We start from the raw sequence: 20735 nt of genomic DNA, 5'->3' as shown, positions 1-20735 counted from the left end.
AAAAAATTAAGGCATTACTACATTTGCCCTTTTCATAAGCATAGCAGTAACACCTTAATTTTTTATGAAGAAAAATCACGTTTCCGATTAAATTTTTCCGTATGTTTCCGATTTTTTCCACTTACAGAGCGGCCGCTTTCCGATACAGCCGGTAAAGCTTTCCTGCCTGGTGGAAAATATCACGTTCCACGGCCCTCTGCCGGCCGCTTACCGTGAGATCCGGAAGCTCCCCCTCCAGAATCTGCCCGATCATCCGCTCAAATTCCGCCTGGCTGCTTCCCTTATACACATCCGTCCTGTTTTTCAGCCAGTCCTGGTAAACGGGAATGTCACGGAGGAGCACCGGTATTTCGCAGGACAGGGCTTCCAGAACTACGATTCCTTCTGTCTCCTCATGGGAGGGAAAGAAAAACAGATCGCTGCCGCTGTATGCTTCCCGAAGCTGCTCCGGGGACACATAGCCTGCAAAGGTCAGGTTGGGAAGGCGTGTGCGCACAGCTTTGCGTACCTTGCCGGGAATCTGAATATCCGGCGTGTAGCCGAACCAGATAAACTGATATTCCGGCATTCTCTGGGCCAGCTCCACAAAGTCCAGAATTCCCTTCCGCTCAAAATAAAGGCCCACTGACAAAATCACCCGGTCTGTCTCCGTAAAGCCGTACTCCCTGCGGAACCGGCTCCGCACCGCCATATTTTTCTGGAACCGGAAGGTATCCACCCCATTGGAAATTACGGCAATGGGCTTGCGGATCCCGTAGCGCATAAGCAGGGAACGGGAATAGGGCGTAGGCGTCAGGATCAGATCTCCCAATTCATAGCATTTTACAAGCCAATGCTGAAACAGGGGCGCTAACAGGTTGGAGCCCACAAAGGAGTCCTCAAAGTCCTCCCGGGTGGAGTGGGCATGATAAATCACTTTCTTTCCAGCCCTCTTTGCCTTTTTTGCCATCTGATAATCGCTGGGAAAAATACTGTTCAGATGTACAATGTCATAATCCTCCTCTGGGTTGGCGGTAACCTCCACTCCGTTTTCCTCAAGGGAGTCTCTTTGCATTTGCATAGCCCGTCCAATCCCACTTCGGGAAAGCAGCTTCTGATTCTTCGAATACAAAAGTACCTTCATGCAGACGTACCTCCTTTTTATACAAGTCATTTACTGCCCGTCCAAAGGATTCTGTCCCGAAAACTTTGGCCAGCTCCCGGCTGCAGGCACTCATCTTCTGCCTTTTTTCTTTGTGAAAAAGTATTTCTTTTACATAACTGCCAAACTCGGCTCTTTCCCGGAAGGAATAGCCGTTCTTTCCATGCTCCAGCACTCCGGCCAGGCAGGGATCTCTTCTACACACTAGCGGCAGGCCGCTGGCCAGAGCCTCCACGTAGGTCAGCCCTTGTGTCTCGCTGGTAGAAGCACAGACAAACACATCCGCCAGCTGATAGAAGGCAGGAACCATCTCAGGCTTTGCCATTCCATAGAAACACACCCTGTCCGAAAGTCCAAGCTCCTGGGAAAGCGTTCGAAGGCTTCCCTCCGCCGGCCCGCCGCCCACAATCAGAAGCATTGCTTCCTCACGGGGGATCCCGGCCTCCTTCCATCCGTACAGCAGCTCATCCACCTTCTTTTCAAAGCCTAAGCGCCCCAGGCTTAGGACAACACGGACGCCGGGACGGATGCCGCATTCCTCCCGAAGCCCTTCCAGAACTTCTTCGGAAACAGGCTTGGTAAACGCCTCCAATTTAATCCCTGTAGGAATGATAGCTGTCTTCTTCTGTACACCATAGCTTAAAAAGGTTCGTTCTACCTTTTTGGTTGGGGCTATAATGCGGTCTACAGGACGGAGCCTCCAGCGCATACAGGCGGCTACCGCGGCAGTTCCTAAATATTTTCCCATAGGAATGTATTTTGTATACTGCTCATACAGAGTATGGCAGGTATGTATGAGAACGGCTCCCGTGTCCTCTGCAATCTGTTTTCCATAGCTGAAGGTACAGAACTCGCATTGGCTGTGGACCACGTCAGGCATCCACTCTGTCAGCTCCCGGCGGTAAGCTCCGTCTCCGGGAACCGGAATGCGCACGCCCGGATATATTCCCGAGGGAATGGAGCGCAGATACCACACATTTCCCTCCTGGTAAGCCTTTCCTGTGTCGGAAACGGTCAGAATCCGCACCTCGTGTCCCTGCCTTTGAAGCTCCTCCTCCAGATTGAGTACCGAAGTCACCACGCCGTTAATTGTAGAACGAAATAAATCCGTTGTAATCAGTATTTTCATGTCAATAATCCTCCCATCCAGGTTCCTGCATAAACCAGCGCCAGACTGTAGGCGGCGATGGAAGCAGGCTTTCCCAGCAATATAATCGTACTAAATTTTTTCCAGGACATACGGGTAAGTCCAGCCAGCATACACAGGAAATCATCCGGTGCGCAGGGGAAGAAGATTGCCAGGGCAAAAAAGCGGTCAAACTTTTTTCCTCTTTCCAGCCAGCCGGCGTACTTCTCATAGGTTTCTTCCTTTACAAGAGACTGCACAAAGCACTTCCCGTAACGTCTTGCCAGATAGAAGTTGATGAACGAGCCGATGACGATTCCCACATAATTGTAGAGAAGCCCTTCCCAGGCCCCGAACAGCACCACGCCTACCGCACAGGTGATTCCTCCGGGGATGATGGGGATTACTACCTGGACAATCTGAATCAGCACAAAGAACAGAGGGCCGTAGATGCCGCATCCGGATACCAGCGCTTCCATTCGGCTCCGGTCTGTGAAGATCCCGGTCTTGATTCCATAGATTGTAAATATGAGAAGTGCCCCCATGGAGCACCAGGTTACTAAGTTGATGATCCGCTGGTTTTTCTGAGTCATGCTTCTCTCCTCCTTTGCTGTTCTTCTGCTTTTTCCCATTGCTGCTTTCTTTTTTACTGCTTCTATCCTTCTAAACGATTATTCTACTCTAATTTCTTCAAAGTTTTTTATATTTTTTTGATTCTTAAAACAATTTTAAGAATTTCTGATGGAATTAAGAGGATTTGGATGTGATGGAATGTAGATTAGATAGAAAGGCTGCTGTCTTTTTTTCCTATAGCCCTTTGAAGTTAAAACGCCGTTACTTCACAAACTTATATCCGATCCCCCGGACAGTCCGGATATACTCCGGCTGCTCTGGATTCTTCTCAAGCTTTTTGCGCAGGCTGCGGATATGTACGTCAACGGTCCGTGTCTCTCCGAAATAATCATAGCCCCAGATCTGCTCCAGCAGCTGTTCCCTGGTAAATACCTGGTTGGGGTGGGTGATGAGCATGTGGAGCAGCTCATATTCTTTTCGGGAAAGTATTACCGGAGTTCCCTGAAGAGTCACTTCACGGGCCTCGTGGTTTACCACCAGACCGCCTGACTGAAACTGCTCTTTGGGCTGTGTTCCCCTATGTGTAAGTGCGCTTCTGCGCAAAAGCGCCTTCACCCTGGCCTCCAGCTCCCGAAGGCTGAAGGGCTTGCTCAGATAGTCGTCCGCCCCAAGCTCCAGGCCCAGGACTTTGTCAATCTCATCCCCCTTTGCCGTCAGCATCATCACCGGCAAAAGAGAAAGCTGCAAATCGGCGCGTATCTCCCGAAGCACCTCCATCCCGTCCATGCCTGGAAGCATGCAGTCCAGGAGCACCAGATCCACTTGCGCGCTCCTCAAAACCTCAAGCCCCTTTTCCCCCGTCTCCGCCCGAAGAACCTTGTAACCGGCCTTCGCCAGATTGTATTCCAAAAGTTCCAGGATATGGGGCTCATCATCAATTGTCAAGATAATCTTTTTTTCCATGGATGTTTCCTTCATCGTTTTGTATTCATTTTAATTGTTTGTATTCCAAGTCAAGCCTTTGTCAGTGCTGTCTAGTAGTCTGTACCGGAAATATGCACAAGGATTTCCGATACGGACTACTAGTAATAAGGCAGTTCCACCCGGAAGGTTGTCCCTTCCCCGGGCCTGCTCTCTACCCGGATGCTTCCCCGGTACAGCTCCACGATATGCTTTACAATGGACAGCCCCAGCCCTGTGCCTCCCTGCGCCCGGGATCTCCCCTTATCCACCCGGTAAAACCGTTCAAAGATACGCTCTGTCTGTTCCGCCTCCATACCGATTCCCGTGTCGGCAATCTCCAGAATCAGATGGCTGGCCGTACTCTTGCACTGAATTGTCACCGCGCCGAATTCCGTAGCTTTCAGCCCGTTGTCCGCCAGATTGATAAGGAGCTGCTTGAGCCGGTCCCGGTTGCAGGTAAAGGGCCGCACGCCGGGATCCGGCGTGAAAATCAGACGCACATGGGGCTTTACCTTCGGCGCCAGCAGCTCTGTGACCTCCGCAATCACTTCATTTACATCACAGGGCTCCTGGCGTACATCCTTTTTATGTTCAATCTCGGAGAGCAGCAGCGTGTCGTCAATCAGATTCCCCAGACGCTCTGTCTCAATGTCAATGATATCAAGAAACCTCCCGGCGCAGCCCACATCCTCCATAGCTCCGTTTTTCAAGGTCTCCACAAAGCCCCGGATAGAGGTCAGCGGCGTTTTTAGCTCATGGGTCACATTGGAAACAAACTCCCGGCGCTGTTTTTCTACCGCTTTCATAGCAGATATATATTTTCGGAAATACATCACAAGGGAAAGAGCCAGCAGCAGCAGAATCGCAGCTGCAAATACCGTGGATCGCAGAAACTCATCGTCCATGTTCCGCAGCTCTTCCATAGGAACAGCCGTGCGGATCACGCCCTGGAATTCCCCTTTTTTCAATGGAACCGCACAGTAGCAGTAGTCCAGGCCAAAGGTAGCGGAACGCCGGATCATGCTGTTGCTCTCGCCTGCCAGGGCTTTTCGAACCTCCTCCCGATCCAGATGATTGCTCATAGCCGGGCCCGGGCCGTCCGATTCCCCAAGGACATTTCCATCTTTATCTATAATGGTAATGCGAATCTGATATTTTTCTCCGTACCGCCCGGCAAAGGCTTCCGAAGAGGCGGCCAGATCTGCATCACCCTGCAGCTCTGCCAGTAAAATATCCCGGAGCATTTCCGCCTGGGTCAGATATCCTGCCTCGCTCTGCTTTTCCAGATAGGAAAATCCATTGCTCCAAAAGGCATATTCAAAAGCCAGCAGGGCAATGACTGCTGCAGCCGCATAGCCTATCAGAAATTTCTTTTTTACATTCATACAGCCTCCACTCCAATCTTACCAGCTCAGTCCCTTATCGTGTCTTAAGCCTTTCTGACTATAGCCAACGCCCTCACGGGAGTCAAATGTTCGTGCAGGCACGGCGCTTTGCTCATCACTCACGGAAATCAACTACTGTATTTCATCCGCCACATAGCCGGCTATGTTATCGGCATGATCGGAAATCCGTTCTATATTATTTAAAATGTCCAGATAAATCACGCCTTTAGCTGCAGAACACTGGTTCCGGGCCAGACGCCCGATATGCTTTTCCCGGAGCTCTTCCTCCAGATCGTCAATCTCATCCTCGATCTGTATGGTCTGCTGCACATAGGCCATTTTTTCCGTCTGACGGGCCAGGATGGATGCTTTCATGGAATCCAGGGCCAGTCCCTCGATCTCCTCCAGTCCCTCAGAGGCCTCCAGAGAAAAGGTCAGACGCTCCCGTATCATCTGCTCTGCCATTTCTGCAATATTATCGCAGTGATCGCTCATTCTCTCAATATCGCCCACTGTATAGAGCAGATTGCCCACAACCTGCCTCTGGTGATCATTGAGTGAGGTCTTGCTGATCTTGGCCAGGTATTCCGCCATCTGTCTTTCGTATTTATTCATAGTTTCTTCTATTTGGTACGCTTTGTCAACCCGTTTCTGGCTGCCTGTCCGGACTGCCTCAAATGCAAGCTTTGCATGCTGGCAGGAAAGCTCTCCCATGCGCACGACCTCCTTTGCCGCATATTCTACTGCAAAGGAAGGGGTCTCCAGGATGCGCTCGTCCAGATGAGGAAGCTGAATGCTTGCCGCTTCCTCCGGTTCCTCTTCGTCCTCTCCCTTTACGAGTATTCCGGACATTTTTACCAGCCAGTTGGCAAAGGGAAAGAGAATGATTGTGTTTGTCACATTAAAAATCGTATGAAATACAGAAATCTGCACGCTGTTTATGGGAGCGCCCGCCCAGACCCTGTTCAAGGAAAATATGGCAAACATGGCTGCTCCGAACAGAACGGCTCCCATTACGTTGAAGAGCAGGTGAATAACGGCGGCGCGCCTGGCTGTGCGCTGGGCGCCAAGGCTTGACAGGAGGGCTGTCACACAGGTGCCGATGTTTTGTCCCAATGTGATGTAAATGGCAGAGTTCCAGGTTACTACGCCGTTGGCAGCCAGGGTCTGGAGGATACCTACCGAGGCGGAGGAGCTTTGGATCAGGGCGGTTACCACAAGTCCGGTAAGGATGCCCAGGATGGGGCTGCTGCCCAGAATGCGGAATGCTTCGGCAAAGATGGGGGCATCCCGGTACGGGGTGACGGCTCCGGACATGAAGCTTAAGCCGATGAACAAAAGGCCGAAGCCGATGAGGATTTCGCTAAGCTCCTGGAATTTTTCTTTTTTGGAAAATAGGATCAAAAACGCGCCGATTCCGATGAGCAGGGGGGCGAAGAATTCGGGTTTGAGAATGCTGCCCCATTCGCTCATGGATACGACCCAGGCGGTGACGGTGGTTCCGATGTTGGCTCCCATGATGATTCCGGCGGCCTGGGTGAGGTTCATAAGTCCTGCGTTTACAAAGCCTACAACCATGACGGTAGTAGCGGAGCTGCTTTGGATCACGGCGGTGACGGCGGCGCCCAGAAGAATTCCAAGAAGGCGGTTTTTGGTTAATACCCCTAAAAGGTGGCGCATACGGCCGCCGGCGGATTTCTGCAGGCCGTCGGCCATGACGTTCATTCCGTATAAGAACATTCCAAGACCGCCGATGAAGCGGAATAGCATTTCGATGTGTGACATTTTGGGTCCTCCGGTTGGTTGTATTTTACTTTTTTGTTATAGTGAGGATAGCAGGGGTGTGTAAAATACAGTCGAAGTATTTGTAAAATGTGTGTAAAGTATGTATGGGGAGGGACGGGACAGTCAGAAAAGGGATTCCCAGGCTTTTCCATATCTGTGTTCGGACGGTTCGCGTACACACTGTCTGCTCTGAACGTACATTACCTTGATGTGTTTTCTAATGATTGAAGGGTTCTTGGTAATGTTCGTTCATATCAGACAGTGTGTGCGCGAACAGCCGGACACTTGATATTGGAAAAGCCTGGGAATCCCTTTTCTGCCTGTCCCTGGTTTTGGGATGTGGTTGTGTAGTTTGTGGTTTTTGTTCATAACCCCCCCCCCCAACTATAACTGCGTTCATATTTTATTCACACTTCTTTTAAAAAACGTTAAATTGATTAACATAATCCATTCATTTCTATTCCATATAATAAGACCATAAGATAAAGCAAGACAAAAAACAACATGACAGCCCCTAGTAAGCAATTACTATTTTTTGAATAAACTTTTTCATAATAAATGCCAGGCAGACTAGCTGCCTGGCATCCTCCCATTTATGGGGCTGCAAGCAGGGCATAGAAAGGATGAAAAAGTACGGTTGGATGCTCGCATCCAACCGTACTTTTTTATCCTTTCGTATATCCTGCGCCAGCAGGATAGCCAGGTGAAGCCCGTCTTCACCTGGCTATGCCCGTCCGCCCCTAGAAGCCTATACAAGAATTCCCACTACCCACTGCGAACAACTATTTCTCCCCAAAAAGCTCCTCCAACGTATACACCCGTACCTCTGCCTTATCTTCCACATTCTGATAAGCCGGCCACATAATCCGCACTGTACAATACCCAAGTGCAGCAGCCATCCACAGGCAGACGAGGCATCCGGAAATTTTTACCGCCGGCCGGCCCATGCTGCGCCATCCGTCTGCCAGCCGCTGCCCCCAATATCCGATGCCTCTGGCCACATAGTACATAAAGGGCACCAGCATGGGCATGCTGTAGCGTCCCTGGGGCTGATAATCGTTGGAATAGGAATACCAGATATTCATGATATTTGGGAGCAGTACTGCTGTCACAAGTCCTGCATGAAACATAAGCTTGGATGCATCGAAAGCCTCTCTCCCATTCCTTGCGTTACCTCTGTTTTTTCTGCCATATCTTCTGCCAAGGGCCTGAATGCATTCCCGGAGGATTCCTGTGCCTCCTGCCAGAAACAGCAGGCCATACCCTGCGAAAATCCAGGCTCTGTGGGCTTTTGTAAGAGGCGCCAGTATTCCCACAAAGCTTTTAAAGACCAAAAGAGCCCAGTCTGAACGAAACAGCATATCTGCCAGGGATATCCCCATATTAACGCCGTTCCGCCTTCCGGAAGGCTTAAATATATCCAGTGCATACCGCTGGGCGCATTCCTCCTGTGTCCGCAGTCCCAGAAAATCTCCGTCGTACAGCATATAATTCCGGACAAACCACCAGCCTGTCAGAACCAGGACAATTCCGCTGACCAGCAAGCCTTTTCTCAGAAATTCCCCTTTACAGGCATCTCCCTTTCTGATGCGCTCGAGATAATATCCTGAAAAAATCAAAACGGCAGTGATGAGAAATCCGTATGCATTGTAGTAAGAGAGCACGCAGATTGAGAGGCTCACTCCCAGCCAGACGCAGGCTGGGACTGAAAAGCCGTTTCTCATGCCCTTCAGAAGATAATACAGAATCATGGCCGAAGCCGTCAGGGCCATGGAATCGCAGTTTAAATAGGTGAACAAAAAGCTGGACTGCGGCAGGCAGACATTCAGCAGCAGAAACACCCACCGCAGGCTTTTCCTTTCAAACAGCATGTCCCCCAAAGCCTTCACATACCAGAAAAAAACTGCTCCGCTCAGCACACTGACCAGACGCGCGGAAAACAGCAGTGCAAAAGCATCCCTGGTAAATACCATGGCAATCCGCATAAACAGCGCCTCCAGCATCTGCGGAAGAATCGGGCGGAACGCATAGGTAAAGCCCCAGGTATAATCCATAATCTCCTTCTGATCGCCTGTAGGAAGCTTCCCGTACTTTAAGATGAACTGTGCAATCTGCAGGCGCATATTTTCATCCGGCCCTTCATTTAAGGGCAGAATAAAAGCCCACAAAAGCCATATGCCAAGTACAAATGCAAAAAAGAGCACTTCCATATATACGTCTTTTGTAAGCTTTTTCATAAGCATTTCCTTTCAAAACTAATATGATGCGATTATAACAATTTATGGAAGAATACACAAGACGGCTTTTCTTCCAAAATTCTTTCGTTTTTCGTCATAATTCTTAATAAAATCATAAGTTTTTCCGTCTTTGCATCCCGTTAATGCATATCCCTTCGGGATGGGCAGACTTCATCCGTTAAGAATCATGCGAATATTCCGGAGGCTTCGAATACGGAAGCCTCCGGAAATTATATTCACTATTCTTAATTGATACTTAAACCGGCGCTGGCATATCCTGCGACCGTATTGATCAGAGACAGCCCGCTGGCCTCTGCCGAAAATACAAGCATCAGCCGTGTCTGCGCCGTTACCAGAATGTTGAGCCCTGTAAGCGCACCGTTTAACAAGGTTCCAATAGATATCACTCCGGAAAGCCCCGGCGAAAGGCTGATCAAGGTTCCGGGAATAGGAGAAAATACATTATCCGGCACTGCCGACTGATAAATCTGTGCCTTTACCGTAACAGTAGAGCCCGCCAGGGATATTGCTGCCGTTGTACTGAAAAATGCACTGAAGGAAGTAATGATGCCGGCCCGCGGAACCTGGAACGCAAAGTTAGAAAGGGTTCCGCCTGCATTTGTTATATTGATTGTAGAGCCCAGCAGCGTAAGGCCCTGGGCGCTGCTTCCGAAGCCAACAAAAGCGGGAAGGCCTGCAAGACCTCCGACGATTGTCGTCAAAGAGACAGGCGTTCCGGAAGCAAACGGAATGATCGCCCCTGTGCCGGCTGCCCCTGTCGGGCCAGTGGCTCCTGTGGCACCATCAGCTCCAGTTGCTCCTGTAGCTCCCGTAGCCCCTGTGGCCCCTGTAGCTCCCGTGGCTCCCATAGCTCCATCGGCTCCTGTAGCCCCTGTGGCTCCCGTAGCTCCATCAGCTCCCGTTGCTCCGGTGGCTCCTATAGCTCCATCGGCTCCGGTAGCTCCCGTTGCTCCTGTTGCTCCCGTGGCTCCCATAGCTCCATCGGCTCCTGTAGCCCCTGTGGCTCCCGTAGCTCCTGCCGCTCCATCGGCTCCCGTAGCTCCCGTAGCGCCTGTAGCCCCTGTAGCTCCTACGGCTCCATCGGCTCCTGTAGCTCCCGTGGCTCCGGTAGCCCCCACAGCCCCTGTGGCTCCTGCAGCTCCTGTGGCCCCCGTTGCTCCGGTCGGGCCGGTTGCTCCTGTTGGGCCGTCATCCCCAGGACAGCCTTTCGGGCCTTGGGCTCCAATCGGCCCCGTCACGCCCTGGATGCCCTGCGGCCCTGTTACACCCTGGGGACCCATAGAGCCTGTTGGGCCGGTCGGGCCAGTCGGGCCCGGAATACCTCTGGGCCCCTGGGGCCCCATATCCCCCTGCGGGCCTGCCGGGCCTGCATCTCCTTTGGGGCCGGCCGGGCCCTGGGGGCCTGCATCTCCCTTAGGGCCTTCGCAGCCCGGATCGCCTTTCGGGCCGATATCACCTCGAACTCCCTGGATTCCTTGAATGCCTGGAGGGCCAGCATAGCCTCTCGGACCTGCATAGCCCCTTGGCCCTGTATTTCCCGTAGGACCTACCGGACCTGTATTCCCTCTGGGCCCTCTTGCACCTGGCACGCCGGGAATTCCCTGGGGTCCCATCGGTCCTTGATCGCCTTTGTCACCCTTCGGGCCGGGACAGCCTGTATCTCCCTGGATCCCCTGGGGCCCCATCGGGCCTTGATCCCCCTTGGGGCCGGCCGGGCCGCGCTCACAGCAGGGCGTATCGCATTGATTGTGACAGCAGTTACATAAATTATTTTGATTCATACGAAACACATCCTTCATATTTATTGAAAAAGACGCCGAAATCGCATCTCCTTCTACAAATATTTTATGTAACTCTGAAACACTTGTTACTTTTTGTCGAATCAAATACCCTACAGCAAACTGTGGGATATTTGACTCTCGCGGCATTCGCCAAATGCTCGTGAAATCACAGCATTTGGCTCATTGCCTGCGGAAATAAAATATCAAAAACTTAAATTCCTTCAAAATACTGCTTATTGTAAAGATATGCCTTGGAATAAGGCTTACAGACTCCAGCCCGTTCATTGTATTCTTTTGCCTTCTGACGATCCCCCAATTTGTCATAGCAGACGCATAGCTGCAAAAGCGGGATATAATCATAGCAGTCCGACAGAATAAACCCGCCGGAATATTCATTTTTAGGTATCTTCAATGCAGTCTCATACCAATAAATGGCATGATAAAAGCTTTCATGCTCCAGAAAGTACTTTCCAATCTCACAGCACAATTCAGCTCTCGGCAGATCGAAGCTCATGCTGCGCAAAAGCGTCAGCAGCGCAGCCTGCTCCTGTCCCAGCTTCTCATAGCATCTGGCGCAAATAGCGCAGGCTTCTATTTTATTTTCAATCCATCCCTCCTCTGAGAGCAGAAATTGTTCAAATACACAAACAGCTTCCTTATATTCTTCGTGATAATACAGCTCCCTCCCATAATAGTATTGCTGCCTTGGTTCCAGCTGCTTTCCCTCTGCAAGGAGCTTCTGGTATATCTTCAGATTCCGGTCAGGGGACCCTGGGCCTGTTTTTTTATGGCAGATCCCTAGATCCGAGTACAGAATCCTGCCCTTTGGCGGAATCACTTCATGAACCGCGCCTATCCAACGGTACAGACCGCAGTTTCGAATCCACCGTTCCCTGAAATAAGAAAAGGACGGCTTTCCAGCCTCATCAAATGCCGTATGATATTTCATCATTACCATATCTATATCCGGAGTCAAAGACTGTTTCAGCTTAAGAAATTTGTCCTTTTCCCCCTCTTCCAGAATATCGTCGGCATCCATCCACATACAGTAGTCCATAGCTGCTTTGGAAAAGGAATAATTTCTGGCATCGGAAAAATCATCCTTCCATGGATGCAAATATACCTTCGTTGTATAATGAGACGCTATTTCCACTGTCCGATCCTTTGAACCGGTATCTACAATTATTATTTCCTCTACAAGATCCGCCACACTGTCCAGACAGCGCGCAAGATTCATCTCCTCATTTTTCACGATCATGCAAAGACTTATTGTCGGCATATTGTCCGCCTCCTCTCTCTATGCTATTGCCTGCAGAGCTTTTCTATGCTCAGATTCATGTTGATTTTGCAAGCCTCCTCTGAAGAACGCCATACAAAGGTCAATGTAGATCCGGAGGGAATCTCGATGATAAAATATCTTGATATGGCCAGTATTTCCTTCCGCCTTGCCGCCTCTGCGTATGTGGTATACCGGCTCTGCTTACAACCGTTAAATATAGGCGTCAACTCTATATAGCCATGCCTTTTCATTTCTGTGGATATATAATAACTGACAGCATAGAAGCCTGGAGTCAGTACGATGGAGCAGTCGCTGCCAGCAGAGATATTTTGTGTGATATCCGGTATCTCCGGCTTAAGCGGCAGGCTGGCGCTCTCCGGCATCAGCAGCTCCTGACCCGAAAATAATGCAAATATACTGTTTTGCGGATATCCGGCCGGGCCTGCCGGCCCCCGTGCGCCAGATTCTCCTTTTGGCCCCATTGGGCCTGTGACGCCTTGGGGCCCCTGGGGCCCTGTCACTCCTTGAGGGCCTGTTTCTCCCCGTTCCCCTGGGCTGCCTGGCGGCCCGGGCTCTCCTCTCGGCCCCATTGGGCCGGGCTCGCCGCGTTCAGGAGAAGGTTCGGAAGGTTTTGGTATTTCTATTTTTTCAGCCTCCATTGCCGGGGGCTCAATAGATGCGGAAGAATCATGTTCCTCCTGTTCCGCAGCTTCTGTATGCTGATAGGAAGCCGGTACGGCAGTATTTGCCTGATATGCTGCATTGGGGAAAGGCTGCGGCCGCCCCTGATTATAATTTCTGTTGGGAGTTCTCATGCCAAACAGATTCGGCGGATTGAACATCCAGTTCCTGTTATAGTTATTCAATTGAAACCACCTCATTTATATTTCCTATTGCGTGATAAGCATTTATCATAGTAAATTATATGCATGGGAAATAAATTCGTTTTTCGGGGCGGCTGGTATCTGGGTGGGACAAGAGGAAGATGTTTTAGAAAAGCTGTAAAAAGGACATCTTTATGAAATTTCTTTCGGAAAGACGTTAAAACGCTCTATCTTTTCAAAAAATTCACCGCTAACGCCATCATTAAAATCTCTTATCTCTTCATATTGAATTCAGCCCCCTTTTCATGTATAATCTAGCCATAGAAAGAAACACTTTTTCTATAGACCCTAATCATGAAAGGAGGCTTTCCTATGAGCACTTTAGACGCAACTGTATCCATGCTCCAAGCAATGCCGGAAGATGCAAGAATCAAAGTCATGGAATTCACCCAAAAACTGTTCACATCTAGAAAACCCACAAACCCATTCGTCCCGGCCAGCCAGGAACAAATCCTTTCCGACCTTGCCGAATCACGCCAGCAGATTTCCGATGGCAAAGGTCTTGACATGGAAGACGCACTAAAAAGGATGGGCAAACAACATGGATTCATTTAACGTAATCATCTCACCAAAAGCGTTATCCCAGCTGAACGGATATATTGATTACTTACAGTATACCCTGCTGAATGACCAAGCAGCTTACAACGTATGGCAAGATGCCCTGGAAACACGCAGCCAGCTTTCAAAAGTCGCTGGCAGCCTAAAATTATGTGCCCATCCCCATCTGAAAAAGCATGGCTACCACATCATCCACTTCATGCGTCACCATTACCTCATGCTTTACCGAATAGAAGGCACAACTGCTTATGTGGATGCCATATACCACCAGCTCCAGGATTATGAAAATACTTTTGCAGATGAAATTAGACCAATAAAACCAAAACCGGAAATAGGGCTAAGTCAACGCTCCAAAGAACAGCAAATACTGTTTTCAATACTTTGGCCGAAAGATTATTTAGCCCTATCTAAATAGCAATATTCAGTTATCACTTATCTTTTGAATTTTACACTGGTATACTATCTCTCACACAAAGCGCTATATAACACGCATATATCAATTGATGTCACCAGCTTTTTTCATCCCCCCTTATTCTTTCAGTAAATAGTCATTATTCAATACCTTCATGGACAATGGGCCCTCCAGAAGCTTTGAGTAAACCGGTTCCACCGGGCGTATCACAATTCCTTCTTTATTCATACCAGAAGTGTACTTTCCTTTTGCCCTTTTCAAAAGCACCTCCACACTGTCATAGTCAAAAATCTCCTTCTCCTCCTCAATCGGAACCATCTTTAACTGTAATGTCTCGCAAAGCTCCCGCATCTTATGAAGGGGATATCTTCTGTGTGTTGTCAGATCGAGCACAGTGAATATATACCATTCGGGCTTTATCAGCTTCAGCCTGTTCTTCTGAATCCCGGCACCGCAGAATTCCCCCTGAATAGCGATATCTGGCAAATTGCCTTCTGCTATTCTCTCCGGAATATGATGTTCGTGGGCATATATCCACATAGCACACTTTTCATCATCCGCATACTCATAATTTCTGCCGCAAACACCGAAATGACCATCCTTCCAATACATGGTTACGCTGGTTCCGTCCATTTTGGTACTGATATAATACGCCGATACTTTTTTAAATTCATCAATCAATTCCGGAAGAGACTGTACCCTCATTTCATCAGTCTTCGGTATTTCATTCGGGAAATCTCCTATCACAGAACCACTGCTGGTGACACGCTCCTCTATCTCCCATTTTCGGATTCCCAGAAGCTCCGTTACGTCATCTCCCAATTGGTAATTTCCCTCAGGCAGTATGGATAAGGGCTGCACCAGTCCCTGGGATATCTGACCCCGAAATTTCTGCGTCTTCAACCGGAAGCCTTCTCCCAGGAGCTCACTCTTTTTGTAGCTGCTGCTTCTTAAAAATTCAAACTGCTCCTGAATTGGCAAAAAAGAATCCACTTCCATATATACGCAGCTATCCCCTGCCTGAAACTGATTTTTGTTGGCTACACACTTCCATCCCAGAACATGAACACATTCAATTCTGTCCGCACCTTCAATCGGTGTAATATGATGTACGTATTGTATGGATGCTAATTTTCGTTTTCCCATTTCATTTCCTTTCTTCACATTTACCCTCAGCGTCAAAGAAACATTGAAGGTACTTTTTGACTTTCCACATAGCTATATCATACGCCTTTTCTTCAAAATCCAAAATATATTTCTCTCAATTTTTTATTTGCCATTACGCTTAAGTATCTCTTCATCGCCAATCGCCCTGCGTTATGCGTAACATTTTTGCTTGTGGTATCCCACCAGTGCTTTGCATGTTCAATAATCTTCCCTGCCTCTTTATTCTCCTCCGCCAGCTTTTCAAGCAGTCTTACCGCCGCAATATACCGCCTGTCCGAGCTGTTCTGCAAAAATTCATAAAACATACTCTGAAAGGAAAAAACTCTTTTATAAAAATCATTGATTTCTTCCAGAAGCCCGATTAAATCCCTCAGAAATCTCTCCTGGTCCTGACTCTCCCCTTCCAGCTCCTCCACAATCTTCTTATGCCGCTGTGACAGCTTTCGCAGCCACTCATCCATCTTTTCTGACAAAACTACTTCCTCGGATCCGTTCCACCAGAACGCACGGTCATCATCAGAAATGTAATAGTTTGGCTGTCCCTTCAATTCCTCCGGTGTATTCCAGAAAGCAAACACCCCGTCCTGACGGAGAAACTCCACAGTTGTAAGCTCTTCAACCGGTTCTTCTATGGCTGCTTTTCTCTCTTCCATCAATTTATCAGATGCATACTGCGGCAGGACAGCATCTTTATAAGCCCTTTTATGTAAGTCCTTCCAGATAATCCAGAAGTTCTCTTTTTGAATCTCGGACGCCAAATATACAAGCATATGCGCCGGGAGCGTCAATGATATCTGCGCAATGGCACCTATATCTCCTTCTCGCATTCTCTCCCTTTGGGTCCGGCTGCATACAGCCAGTTCCCAGATATTTCGGCCCGGGTTTTCTTCCGCCTCTTTTCTTCCGTCAAAATACTGCTTCAGTAATTCTCTGCACCGATATAGCATTTCCGGGTACGAACCCGGCGTAATCTCCTCTTTTTGCAGACTTTCGGTTCCCTTTGCAATATAGAAGATATCTGCCAGCTCCGTTCCTCCAAGCCCCTGGTAAAGCGGTAATGGAATTGTATCCATGACATCATAGGATTTTGACGGATTATCAAAATCGTATTCCATTTGGGTCAAGCAATATTTTTCAAAATACTCCCATAAACGGAATCTTTTTTTCAAAGAAAAATCTGTCCCCAATACATGATTGAGCCACCCAATATAAGGACTTGCTTCCACAATCTCTCCATTTATCTCGGCATACCCGATACCGTCATCATAAAGCTCATACAAAACATGAACTGCAGTCACTACATCACAAAATTCTCTTCCGCCGATTTTCCCACAAAAGAAGCCGGCACTCTCACAGTCATATCCCACACTCTCCCAAGCGTCATCCTCAAAATAATTGAAATGAAAATACGCCTTTCCTTTCTCGTCAAGCTCCACAGGCTTTATAAGCGTAATCTCCTTCCCATACATGCACACCTCATCAAGCTGCATCATGCCGCCGTAATTAAGAAGCTTTAACAGATTCTTTGTAAATTCTTCCTTTTTCTTATCGGAAATACTCATACTTCCGGTATAACCTCCAAATGTACCCATGCTTTCTCCCTTCCAGCACACCATTGCAGTATTTAAAATCCTAACAGTTCAAATCTCTTTGTGCGGTTTCCTAACAGAGAAGCATACCCGCTTATCTGTGTTCTGTCCTCTCTGACGCATAACCTTCTCACAATCCATTCCTTCACTTGCCTCTTGGTCAGCTCCGGAAAATATTCTGTCTCCTCATCCATAAGCCTTCTAAAGATTAACAGGCACTTCTGATATGGGAGCTTGGCACAATGCTCTATGAATTCCTTTACCATTTCCCTGTCCGCATAGCGGCAGCCCCATATAGTCTCCATCTCCCAGAGAATATCTGCCATGTACGCTTCCCCATCCATATTCCCCACCTCGGATTCGTCTATTTTTGCAAAGTTCTCTTTCCATTCCTCCAGATTCATCCGCATATCATTTGATAGATACAAATCCTGCGTGTCCCAAAATTCAAGGAATTCGTCCTCGTTGTCACGGAGGATCGCCTCATAAAATATTCGCTCCTTTTTCTCCGGCTCTTTTTCTTCCGTTTCCTTCTCAGCCTCTTTCTGCGTCTCTTTCTTCTCTCTCTTTTCGATGTCCTCATACCCTGTTATCTTCAAGGAGAACCATACCTCCCAGAACTCCTTTTGAAGAGCCCACGCATAGGCAGCCACAATGCAGGGCGGAAGATCATAAAGAGAAGCCTTTGCAATGCTGCCAAAATCATCCTCCCTCTGAGCAAGACATTCCCTTTCCGGCAGCTTCCTTTCCAACAGGTCTTTTAGAAATTCTCTTACCTTTTCTTCCTCTTCTCTCTCCAACAAGCCGCACAGAAGCTCATATACATAATACACTCTCTGCATCATTCCGGCTTCTTTAAGCTCCGACTTCTCTCCGTCAAAAAGCTTCTCCGGCTTATACGGAGACTTATAAGAACAGGCCATGCATCCCGCAAACTGAGCCGATTCCATTTTTCCGTAGCCGAAGGGAAATTTGTCCCAGATACTTTCAGCGTCTATGTCCTCATATTTTCCGGTAGATTTGAGGAACAACAGCATATTCCATGCTTTTTCCCGATTCGGAAAGGTCAGCTTGATGCCTGCCGTCCTCTCTATCATCAGCGCATAGCCATAGACACTGATTACCTGATCCTTCCTCATCAGGAAGCAAGGCTCTGTTGAATATGCCTCCTGCATTGTCATGATAAGATTCATGACCAGGCCGAACTCTTCATACCCCCTATCTTCCGCATGAAGCTCACAGGTATTCATATCATAAGTAGAAATCTCCCTCTTCTGTCTCTCAAAAACAGAATAGTCAAAGCTTAGGATCCCCCTGTCATCCGGCTCCGGTTCATGGACAACCGTGCATATTTTCCCGGCTATTTCTATCTCTTCCAGCTTTCGGATTCCGCATAGCCGGAAAAGCTTCCGCACATTTTCATTAAACTCCGCTCTTCGTCCTTCCGGAATACTGACTTTTCCCTCAATCCAATATCCGTTGTCCATAATCTTTCCTCCCTGCCATTTCCAATTATAAAAAACCCTTAAAATTATCCGATGCGTCTAAGATTTCCTTAATTCTCCAGATGGCGTAAAGGAATCTTATAGAATAATTTTAAGGGTTTTGCTGGATATTTGTCATTAAACTATAAGTTTAATTTTATGCGGCGTTTAATTTTACAGCCTTCTTATAGTATGTATACATTCGAATATAAAACGGCTCTGTCAAGAGTTGTACAGGATGCTTCTTACTTCCTATAATTATCGAATCCATAGGAAGCCCAAATAATGCTGATAAGGCATAGAGATTGTCTATCGACGGCATACTCTGCCCGTTCAACCAGTGATAGATGCTCTGTACACTGGCTAAATTTAAATACCTGCGTGTGTCCTTTACTGTCAGCCTTCTCTCATCCATAAGCTGCCGTATGCGAATTCCGGTCGCTTTCATATCAATTGTTGGATACATTTCGCTGCTCCTTTCCATGTCTTATCCACACGCCTTGCTCTATCTAATTGATAATAAATTAATGTCAAGTGATTTTTCATAAAAATTTACGTTCACTTACACGTATCTCTCTGATTTCGTCAAGTAAATGTTCAAAATATTCCTCATCAAATATCTGGCTATTTTCAAATCGCTTTTTGTCCAACACATATCCTTGCACAGCAAAGATTTTCAGCACTTTCGTTGCCCATTGCCGAAATTAAGTTGCACGAATCGAATTAATTTGGTAGCCAACAGAGATTATGGCGTCAAGATTATAGAATTTCATGATATATTTTTTACCATCAGAAGCAGTTGCCGAGGATTTCTCGGTAACTGCTTCTACATCTAACTCTCCGCTGGCAAAAATATTTTTCAAGTGTAAGCCAATATTATCTGTGGAACATTCAAAAAGCTGAGCCATACCTTTCTGTGTCAGCCATACATCTCCATCATGCACTCTGACCTCAATACTGTTTTCACCATTCTCCTTTGTAAATACAAGAAAATCAGCAGTGCTGTTTCTAATCTGCATTTTTTATCCATAAAACCATCTGCCTTTATTATAACAAATTATTGTTAAGTACTCCGAAAATCAATTAGAAGTTATTACCAAATTGTTTACCTAACTTTTAATAGCAAAGCGTAGCCTCCAAAATAATTCCTGCCACGAGACTAATAAAGATGCCTCCTAATATTGTACATATAAAAATTGCTATAAGCGGATGTCTGTTTTTCCACCTTTCCAATATAGAGTATATCTTTTTTTCCCATCTGCTTTCTCTATTTCCCCAATGTCTTATTGAATGAATTATCTTGTTAAAAAAATTTCTTTTTTTATGCGCTGAAACCCATAAATCTTTATTTCCTAGCAAAAAACTATAAGCTGCCAACCGCTCTGACTGCTTTCTTAAAGTATTTTCATCTTTTACGTCAATTATTAGCATATCTTGCATAAATTTTCTCCCTATGGTAGACTCTTTAACTTAAACAGTTCCGCATATTTTAGCATTCGTTTATATTGTTCTTCTTTTTGTTTTATAGAATCCAATACTTCTACTACTAACGGATTATCTGAGTCTTCCGTATCCAAACGAATCATGTCGCATATGCTGCGTTCTTTAGCATAAATTCTATAACTGCCAACCTCTCTTTGAACTCTCTTTATGCCAACGTTAAAATAATTGCTTGAAAAATAGTGTCGTTTAATTGGAAAATTCATTTTCATTGTGCTGCGATCCGTACGTTCTGTAGCTACTGTTAAAATTTCTGGTTCCGTTTTTCCAACCCCCTGATAATAGCATGCACTTTCCATAGATATAACTGCCCGGGGATTACTTAGACATACTTCAATGCATTTATAATCGTTCGGTTTATGATACCCACTCCTTAATAGCCAATAATAACCGTGACATACCTTCTCTAAATAGTTTTCATCTATCAAAAGTGCAATCTGCCTGTTTGTAAATCCCTCTTCTAATAATGTATAAGTACTGATGTACCCTTTTGACTTTTTATATAGATTGTCCAGCTTGTTATACGTAATGCTTCTCATCTTTTTCTCCGTTTATCACACTAATTATATATCACATCACAGACGCTCTTATATTTAAATATATTGTTATCCCTTCATTCATGCAAATTCTCCTATTCCTATCTTGTTTTAGCATTTTTTGTTACACATAATATAGCATTTTTAATTACACATGTCAACTATCAAATAAATTTTTCAATTCATACGCATATTTTTCTGCCACTTCTTCTTCAACTTCTTCTGCTTTTGCAATGACTATATTGAATTTTGCTCTTTTTTCACATATAATCTGCCCTTAAAAAAAAACACTTGTTCTGCAGGCTCTAACCATG

At 47.0% G+C, this 20735-nt stretch carries 19 protein-coding genes and 1 pseudogene; 2 read left to right on the top strand and 18 right to left on the bottom strand.

Going from position 1 to position 20735, the window contains the following annotated elements; all coding sequences use genetic code 11:
- Positions 1–121: 121 nt before the first annotated feature.
- The 10 genes from VV089_RS22075 to VV089_RS22030 form a co-directional block, all read right to left on the bottom strand.
- A complete protein-coding gene (locus tag VV089_RS22075; RefSeq protein ID WP_334337428.1) occupies positions 122–1123 on the bottom strand; it encodes a glycosyltransferase family 4 protein in 1002 nt (333 codons plus the stop codon).
- A complete protein-coding gene (locus tag VV089_RS22070; RefSeq protein WP_334337427.1) occupies positions 1035–2270 on the bottom strand; it encodes a glycosyltransferase in 1236 nt (411 codons plus the stop codon). Before VV089_RS22070 ends, VV089_RS22075 begins: the two co-directional genes overlap by 89 nt.
- Complete coding sequence (locus VV089_RS22065) at positions 2267–2812, bottom strand: TVP38/TMEM64 family protein (protein WP_442891608.1); 546 nt, start codon at positions 2810–2812, stop codon at positions 2267–2269. The genes VV089_RS22070 and VV089_RS22065 overlap by 4 nt, the downstream gene beginning before the upstream one ends.
- A 289-nt stretch (positions 2813–3101) precedes the next feature.
- Entirely contained in the window at positions 3102–3803 is a 702-nt protein-coding gene (locus VV089_RS22060) for a response regulator transcription factor (RefSeq protein ID WP_172542658.1), read from the bottom strand.
- 119 nt (positions 3804–3922) lie between these two features.
- Positions 3923–5188, bottom strand: coding sequence for a sensor histidine kinase (locus tag VV089_RS22055; protein ID WP_334337425.1), 1266 nt, complete (start codon positions 5186–5188; stop codon positions 3923–3925).
- 132 nt (positions 5189–5320) lie between these two features.
- Positions 5321–6973: a Na/Pi cotransporter family protein gene (locus VV089_RS22050; RefSeq protein WP_334337423.1), complete on the bottom strand. Its 1653-nt coding sequence runs from the start codon at positions 6971–6973 to the stop codon at positions 5321–5323.
- A gap of 782 nt (positions 6974–7755) precedes the next feature.
- The gene (locus VV089_RS22045) at positions 7756–9210 is read right to left on the bottom strand and encodes an ArnT family glycosyltransferase (protein WP_334337422.1); all 1455 of its coding nucleotides are present in this window, start codon (positions 9208–9210) and stop codon (positions 7756–7758) included.
- A 245-nt stretch (positions 9211–9455) separates the two neighbouring features.
- Positions 9456–11012 (bottom strand): exosporium glycoprotein BclB-related protein, encoded by a 1557-nt coding sequence (locus VV089_RS22040; RefSeq protein WP_334337421.1) that lies wholly within the window; start codon positions 11010–11012, stop codon positions 9456–9458.
- 211 nt (positions 11013–11223) lie between these two features.
- Positions 11224–12291: a tetratricopeptide repeat-containing glycosyltransferase family 2 protein gene (locus VV089_RS22035; protein ID WP_334337420.1), complete on the bottom strand. Its 1068-nt coding sequence runs from the start codon at positions 12289–12291 to the stop codon at positions 11224–11226.
- Between the two features lie 23 nt (positions 12292–12314).
- Positions 12315–13157, bottom strand: a complete 843-nt coding sequence (locus VV089_RS22030) for a hypothetical protein (protein ID WP_334337419.1) — start codon at positions 13155–13157, stop codon at positions 12315–12317.
- 330 nt (positions 13158–13487) lie between these two features.
- Between VV089_RS22030 and VV089_RS22025 the strand changes: the two genes are divergently transcribed.
- Positions 13488–13730: a hypothetical protein gene (locus VV089_RS22025; RefSeq protein ID WP_334337418.1), complete on the top strand. Its 243-nt coding sequence runs from the start codon at positions 13488–13490 to the stop codon at positions 13728–13730.
- Entirely contained in the window at positions 13717–14148 is a 432-nt protein-coding gene (locus VV089_RS22020) for a hypothetical protein (protein WP_334337417.1), read from the top strand. Before VV089_RS22025 ends, VV089_RS22020 begins: the two co-directional genes overlap by 14 nt.
- Before the next feature lie 114 nt (positions 14149–14262).
- Here VV089_RS22020 and VV089_RS22015 read toward each other — a convergent pair whose 3' ends face one another.
- The 8 genes and pseudogenes from VV089_RS22015 to VV089_RS21980 form a co-directional block, all read right to left on the bottom strand.
- Entirely contained in the window at positions 14263–15291 is a 1029-nt protein-coding gene (locus VV089_RS22015; RefSeq protein WP_334337416.1) for an RNA ligase family protein, read from the bottom strand.
- A 92-nt stretch (positions 15292–15383) separates the two neighbouring features.
- Positions 15384–16904: a hypothetical protein gene (locus VV089_RS22010; protein WP_334337415.1), complete on the bottom strand. Its 1521-nt coding sequence runs from the start codon at positions 16902–16904 to the stop codon at positions 15384–15386.
- Between the two features lie 32 nt (positions 16905–16936).
- Positions 16937–18388, bottom strand: coding sequence for a hypothetical protein (locus tag VV089_RS22005; protein WP_334337414.1), 1452 nt, complete (start codon positions 18386–18388; stop codon positions 16937–16939).
- Positions 18389–18542: 154 nt separating this feature from the next.
- Entirely contained in the window at positions 18543–18851 is a 309-nt protein-coding gene (locus VV089_RS22000; protein ID WP_334337413.1) for a helix-turn-helix domain-containing protein, read from the bottom strand.
- A gap of 76 nt (positions 18852–18927) precedes the next feature.
- Positions 18928–19077, bottom strand: a pseudogene (gene rhuM, locus VV089_RS21995) (RhuM family protein); the annotation flags it as partial.
- A gap of 12 nt (positions 19078–19089) precedes the next feature.
- Positions 19090–19404, bottom strand: a complete 315-nt coding sequence (locus VV089_RS21990) for a hypothetical protein (protein WP_334337412.1) — start codon at positions 19402–19404, stop codon at positions 19090–19092.
- Positions 19405–19501: 97 nt separating this feature from the next.
- On the bottom strand, positions 19502–19825 hold the full coding sequence (locus VV089_RS21985; protein ID WP_334337411.1) for a hypothetical protein: 324 nt from the start codon (positions 19823–19825) through the stop codon (positions 19502–19504).
- An 11-nt stretch (positions 19826–19836) separates the two neighbouring features.
- A complete protein-coding gene (locus VV089_RS21980) occupies positions 19837–20424 on the bottom strand; it encodes a type IV toxin-antitoxin system AbiEi family antitoxin domain-containing protein (protein ID WP_334337410.1) in 588 nt (195 codons plus the stop codon).
- Between the last annotated feature and the right edge of the window lie 311 nt (positions 20425–20735).

The sequence above is a fragment of the Candidatus Merdisoma sp. JLR.KK011 genome, assembly GCF_036941125.1.
Taxonomy (GTDB): domain Bacteria; phylum Bacillota; class Clostridia; order Lachnospirales; family Lachnospiraceae; genus Laedolimicola.
This window is presented reverse-complemented; position numbering and strand designations above follow the sequence as displayed.

What these genes read in the sequence shown, in the direction of transcription:
- VV089_RS22075 (WP_334337428.1), bottom strand. Translation starts at nt 1,123, where the DNA reads ATGAAGGTACTTTTGTATTCGAAGAATCAGAAGCTGCTTTCCCGAAGT.
- VV089_RS22070 (WP_334337427.1), bottom strand. Translation starts at nt 2,270, where the DNA reads ATGAAAATACTGATTACAACGGATTTATTTCGTTCTACAATTAACGGC.
- VV089_RS22065 (WP_442891608.1), bottom strand. Translation starts at nt 2,812, where the DNA reads ATGGGGGCACTTCTCATATTTACAATCTATGGAATCAAGACCGGGATC.
- VV089_RS22060 (WP_172542658.1), bottom strand. Translation starts at nt 3,803, where the DNA reads ATGGAAAAAAAGATTATCTTGACAATTGATGATGAGCCCCATATCCTG.
- VV089_RS22055 (WP_334337425.1), bottom strand. Translation starts at nt 5,188, where the DNA reads ATGAATGTAAAAAAGAAATTTCTGATAGGCTATGCGGCTGCAGCAGTC.
- VV089_RS22050 (WP_334337423.1), bottom strand. Translation starts at nt 6,973, where the DNA reads ATGTCACACATCGAAATGCTATTCCGCTTCATCGGCGGTCTTGGAATG.
- VV089_RS22045 (WP_334337422.1), bottom strand. Translation starts at nt 9,210, where the DNA reads ATGAAAAAGCTTACAAAAGACGTATATATGGAAGTGCTCTTTTTTGCA.
- VV089_RS22040 (WP_334337421.1), bottom strand. Translation starts at nt 11,012, where the DNA reads ATGAATCAAAATAATTTATGTAACTGCTGTCACAATCAATGCGATACG.
- VV089_RS22035 (WP_334337420.1), bottom strand. Translation starts at nt 12,291, where the DNA reads ATGCCGACAATAAGTCTTTGCATGATCGTGAAAAATGAGGAGATGAAT.
- VV089_RS22025 (WP_334337418.1), top strand. Translation starts at nt 13,488, where the DNA reads ATGAGCACTTTAGACGCAACTGTATCCATGCTCCAAGCAATGCCGGAA.
- VV089_RS22020 (WP_334337417.1), top strand. Translation starts at nt 13,717, where the DNA reads ATGGATTCATTTAACGTAATCATCTCACCAAAAGCGTTATCCCAGCTG.
- VV089_RS22015 (WP_334337416.1), bottom strand. Translation starts at nt 15,291, where the DNA reads ATGGGAAAACGAAAATTAGCATCCATACAATACGTACATCATATTACA.
- VV089_RS22010 (WP_334337415.1), bottom strand. Translation starts at nt 16,904, where the DNA reads ATGGGTACATTTGGAGGTTATACCGGAAGTATGAGTATTTCCGATAAG.
- VV089_RS22005 (WP_334337414.1), bottom strand. Translation starts at nt 18,388, where the DNA reads ATGGACAACGGATATTGGATTGAGGGAAAAGTCAGTATTCCGGAAGGA.
- VV089_RS22000 (WP_334337413.1), bottom strand. Translation starts at nt 18,851, where the DNA reads ATGTATCCAACAATTGATATGAAAGCGACCGGAATTCGCATACGGCAG.
- VV089_RS21990 (WP_334337412.1), bottom strand. Translation starts at nt 19,404, where the DNA reads ATGCAGATTAGAAACAGCACTGCTGATTTTCTTGTATTTACAAAGGAG.
- VV089_RS21985 (WP_334337411.1), bottom strand. Translation starts at nt 19,825, where the DNA reads ATGCAAGATATGCTAATAATTGACGTAAAAGATGAAAATACTTTAAGA.
- VV089_RS21980 (WP_334337410.1), bottom strand. Translation starts at nt 20,424, where the DNA reads ATGAGAAGCATTACGTATAACAAGCTGGACAATCTATATAAAAAGTCA.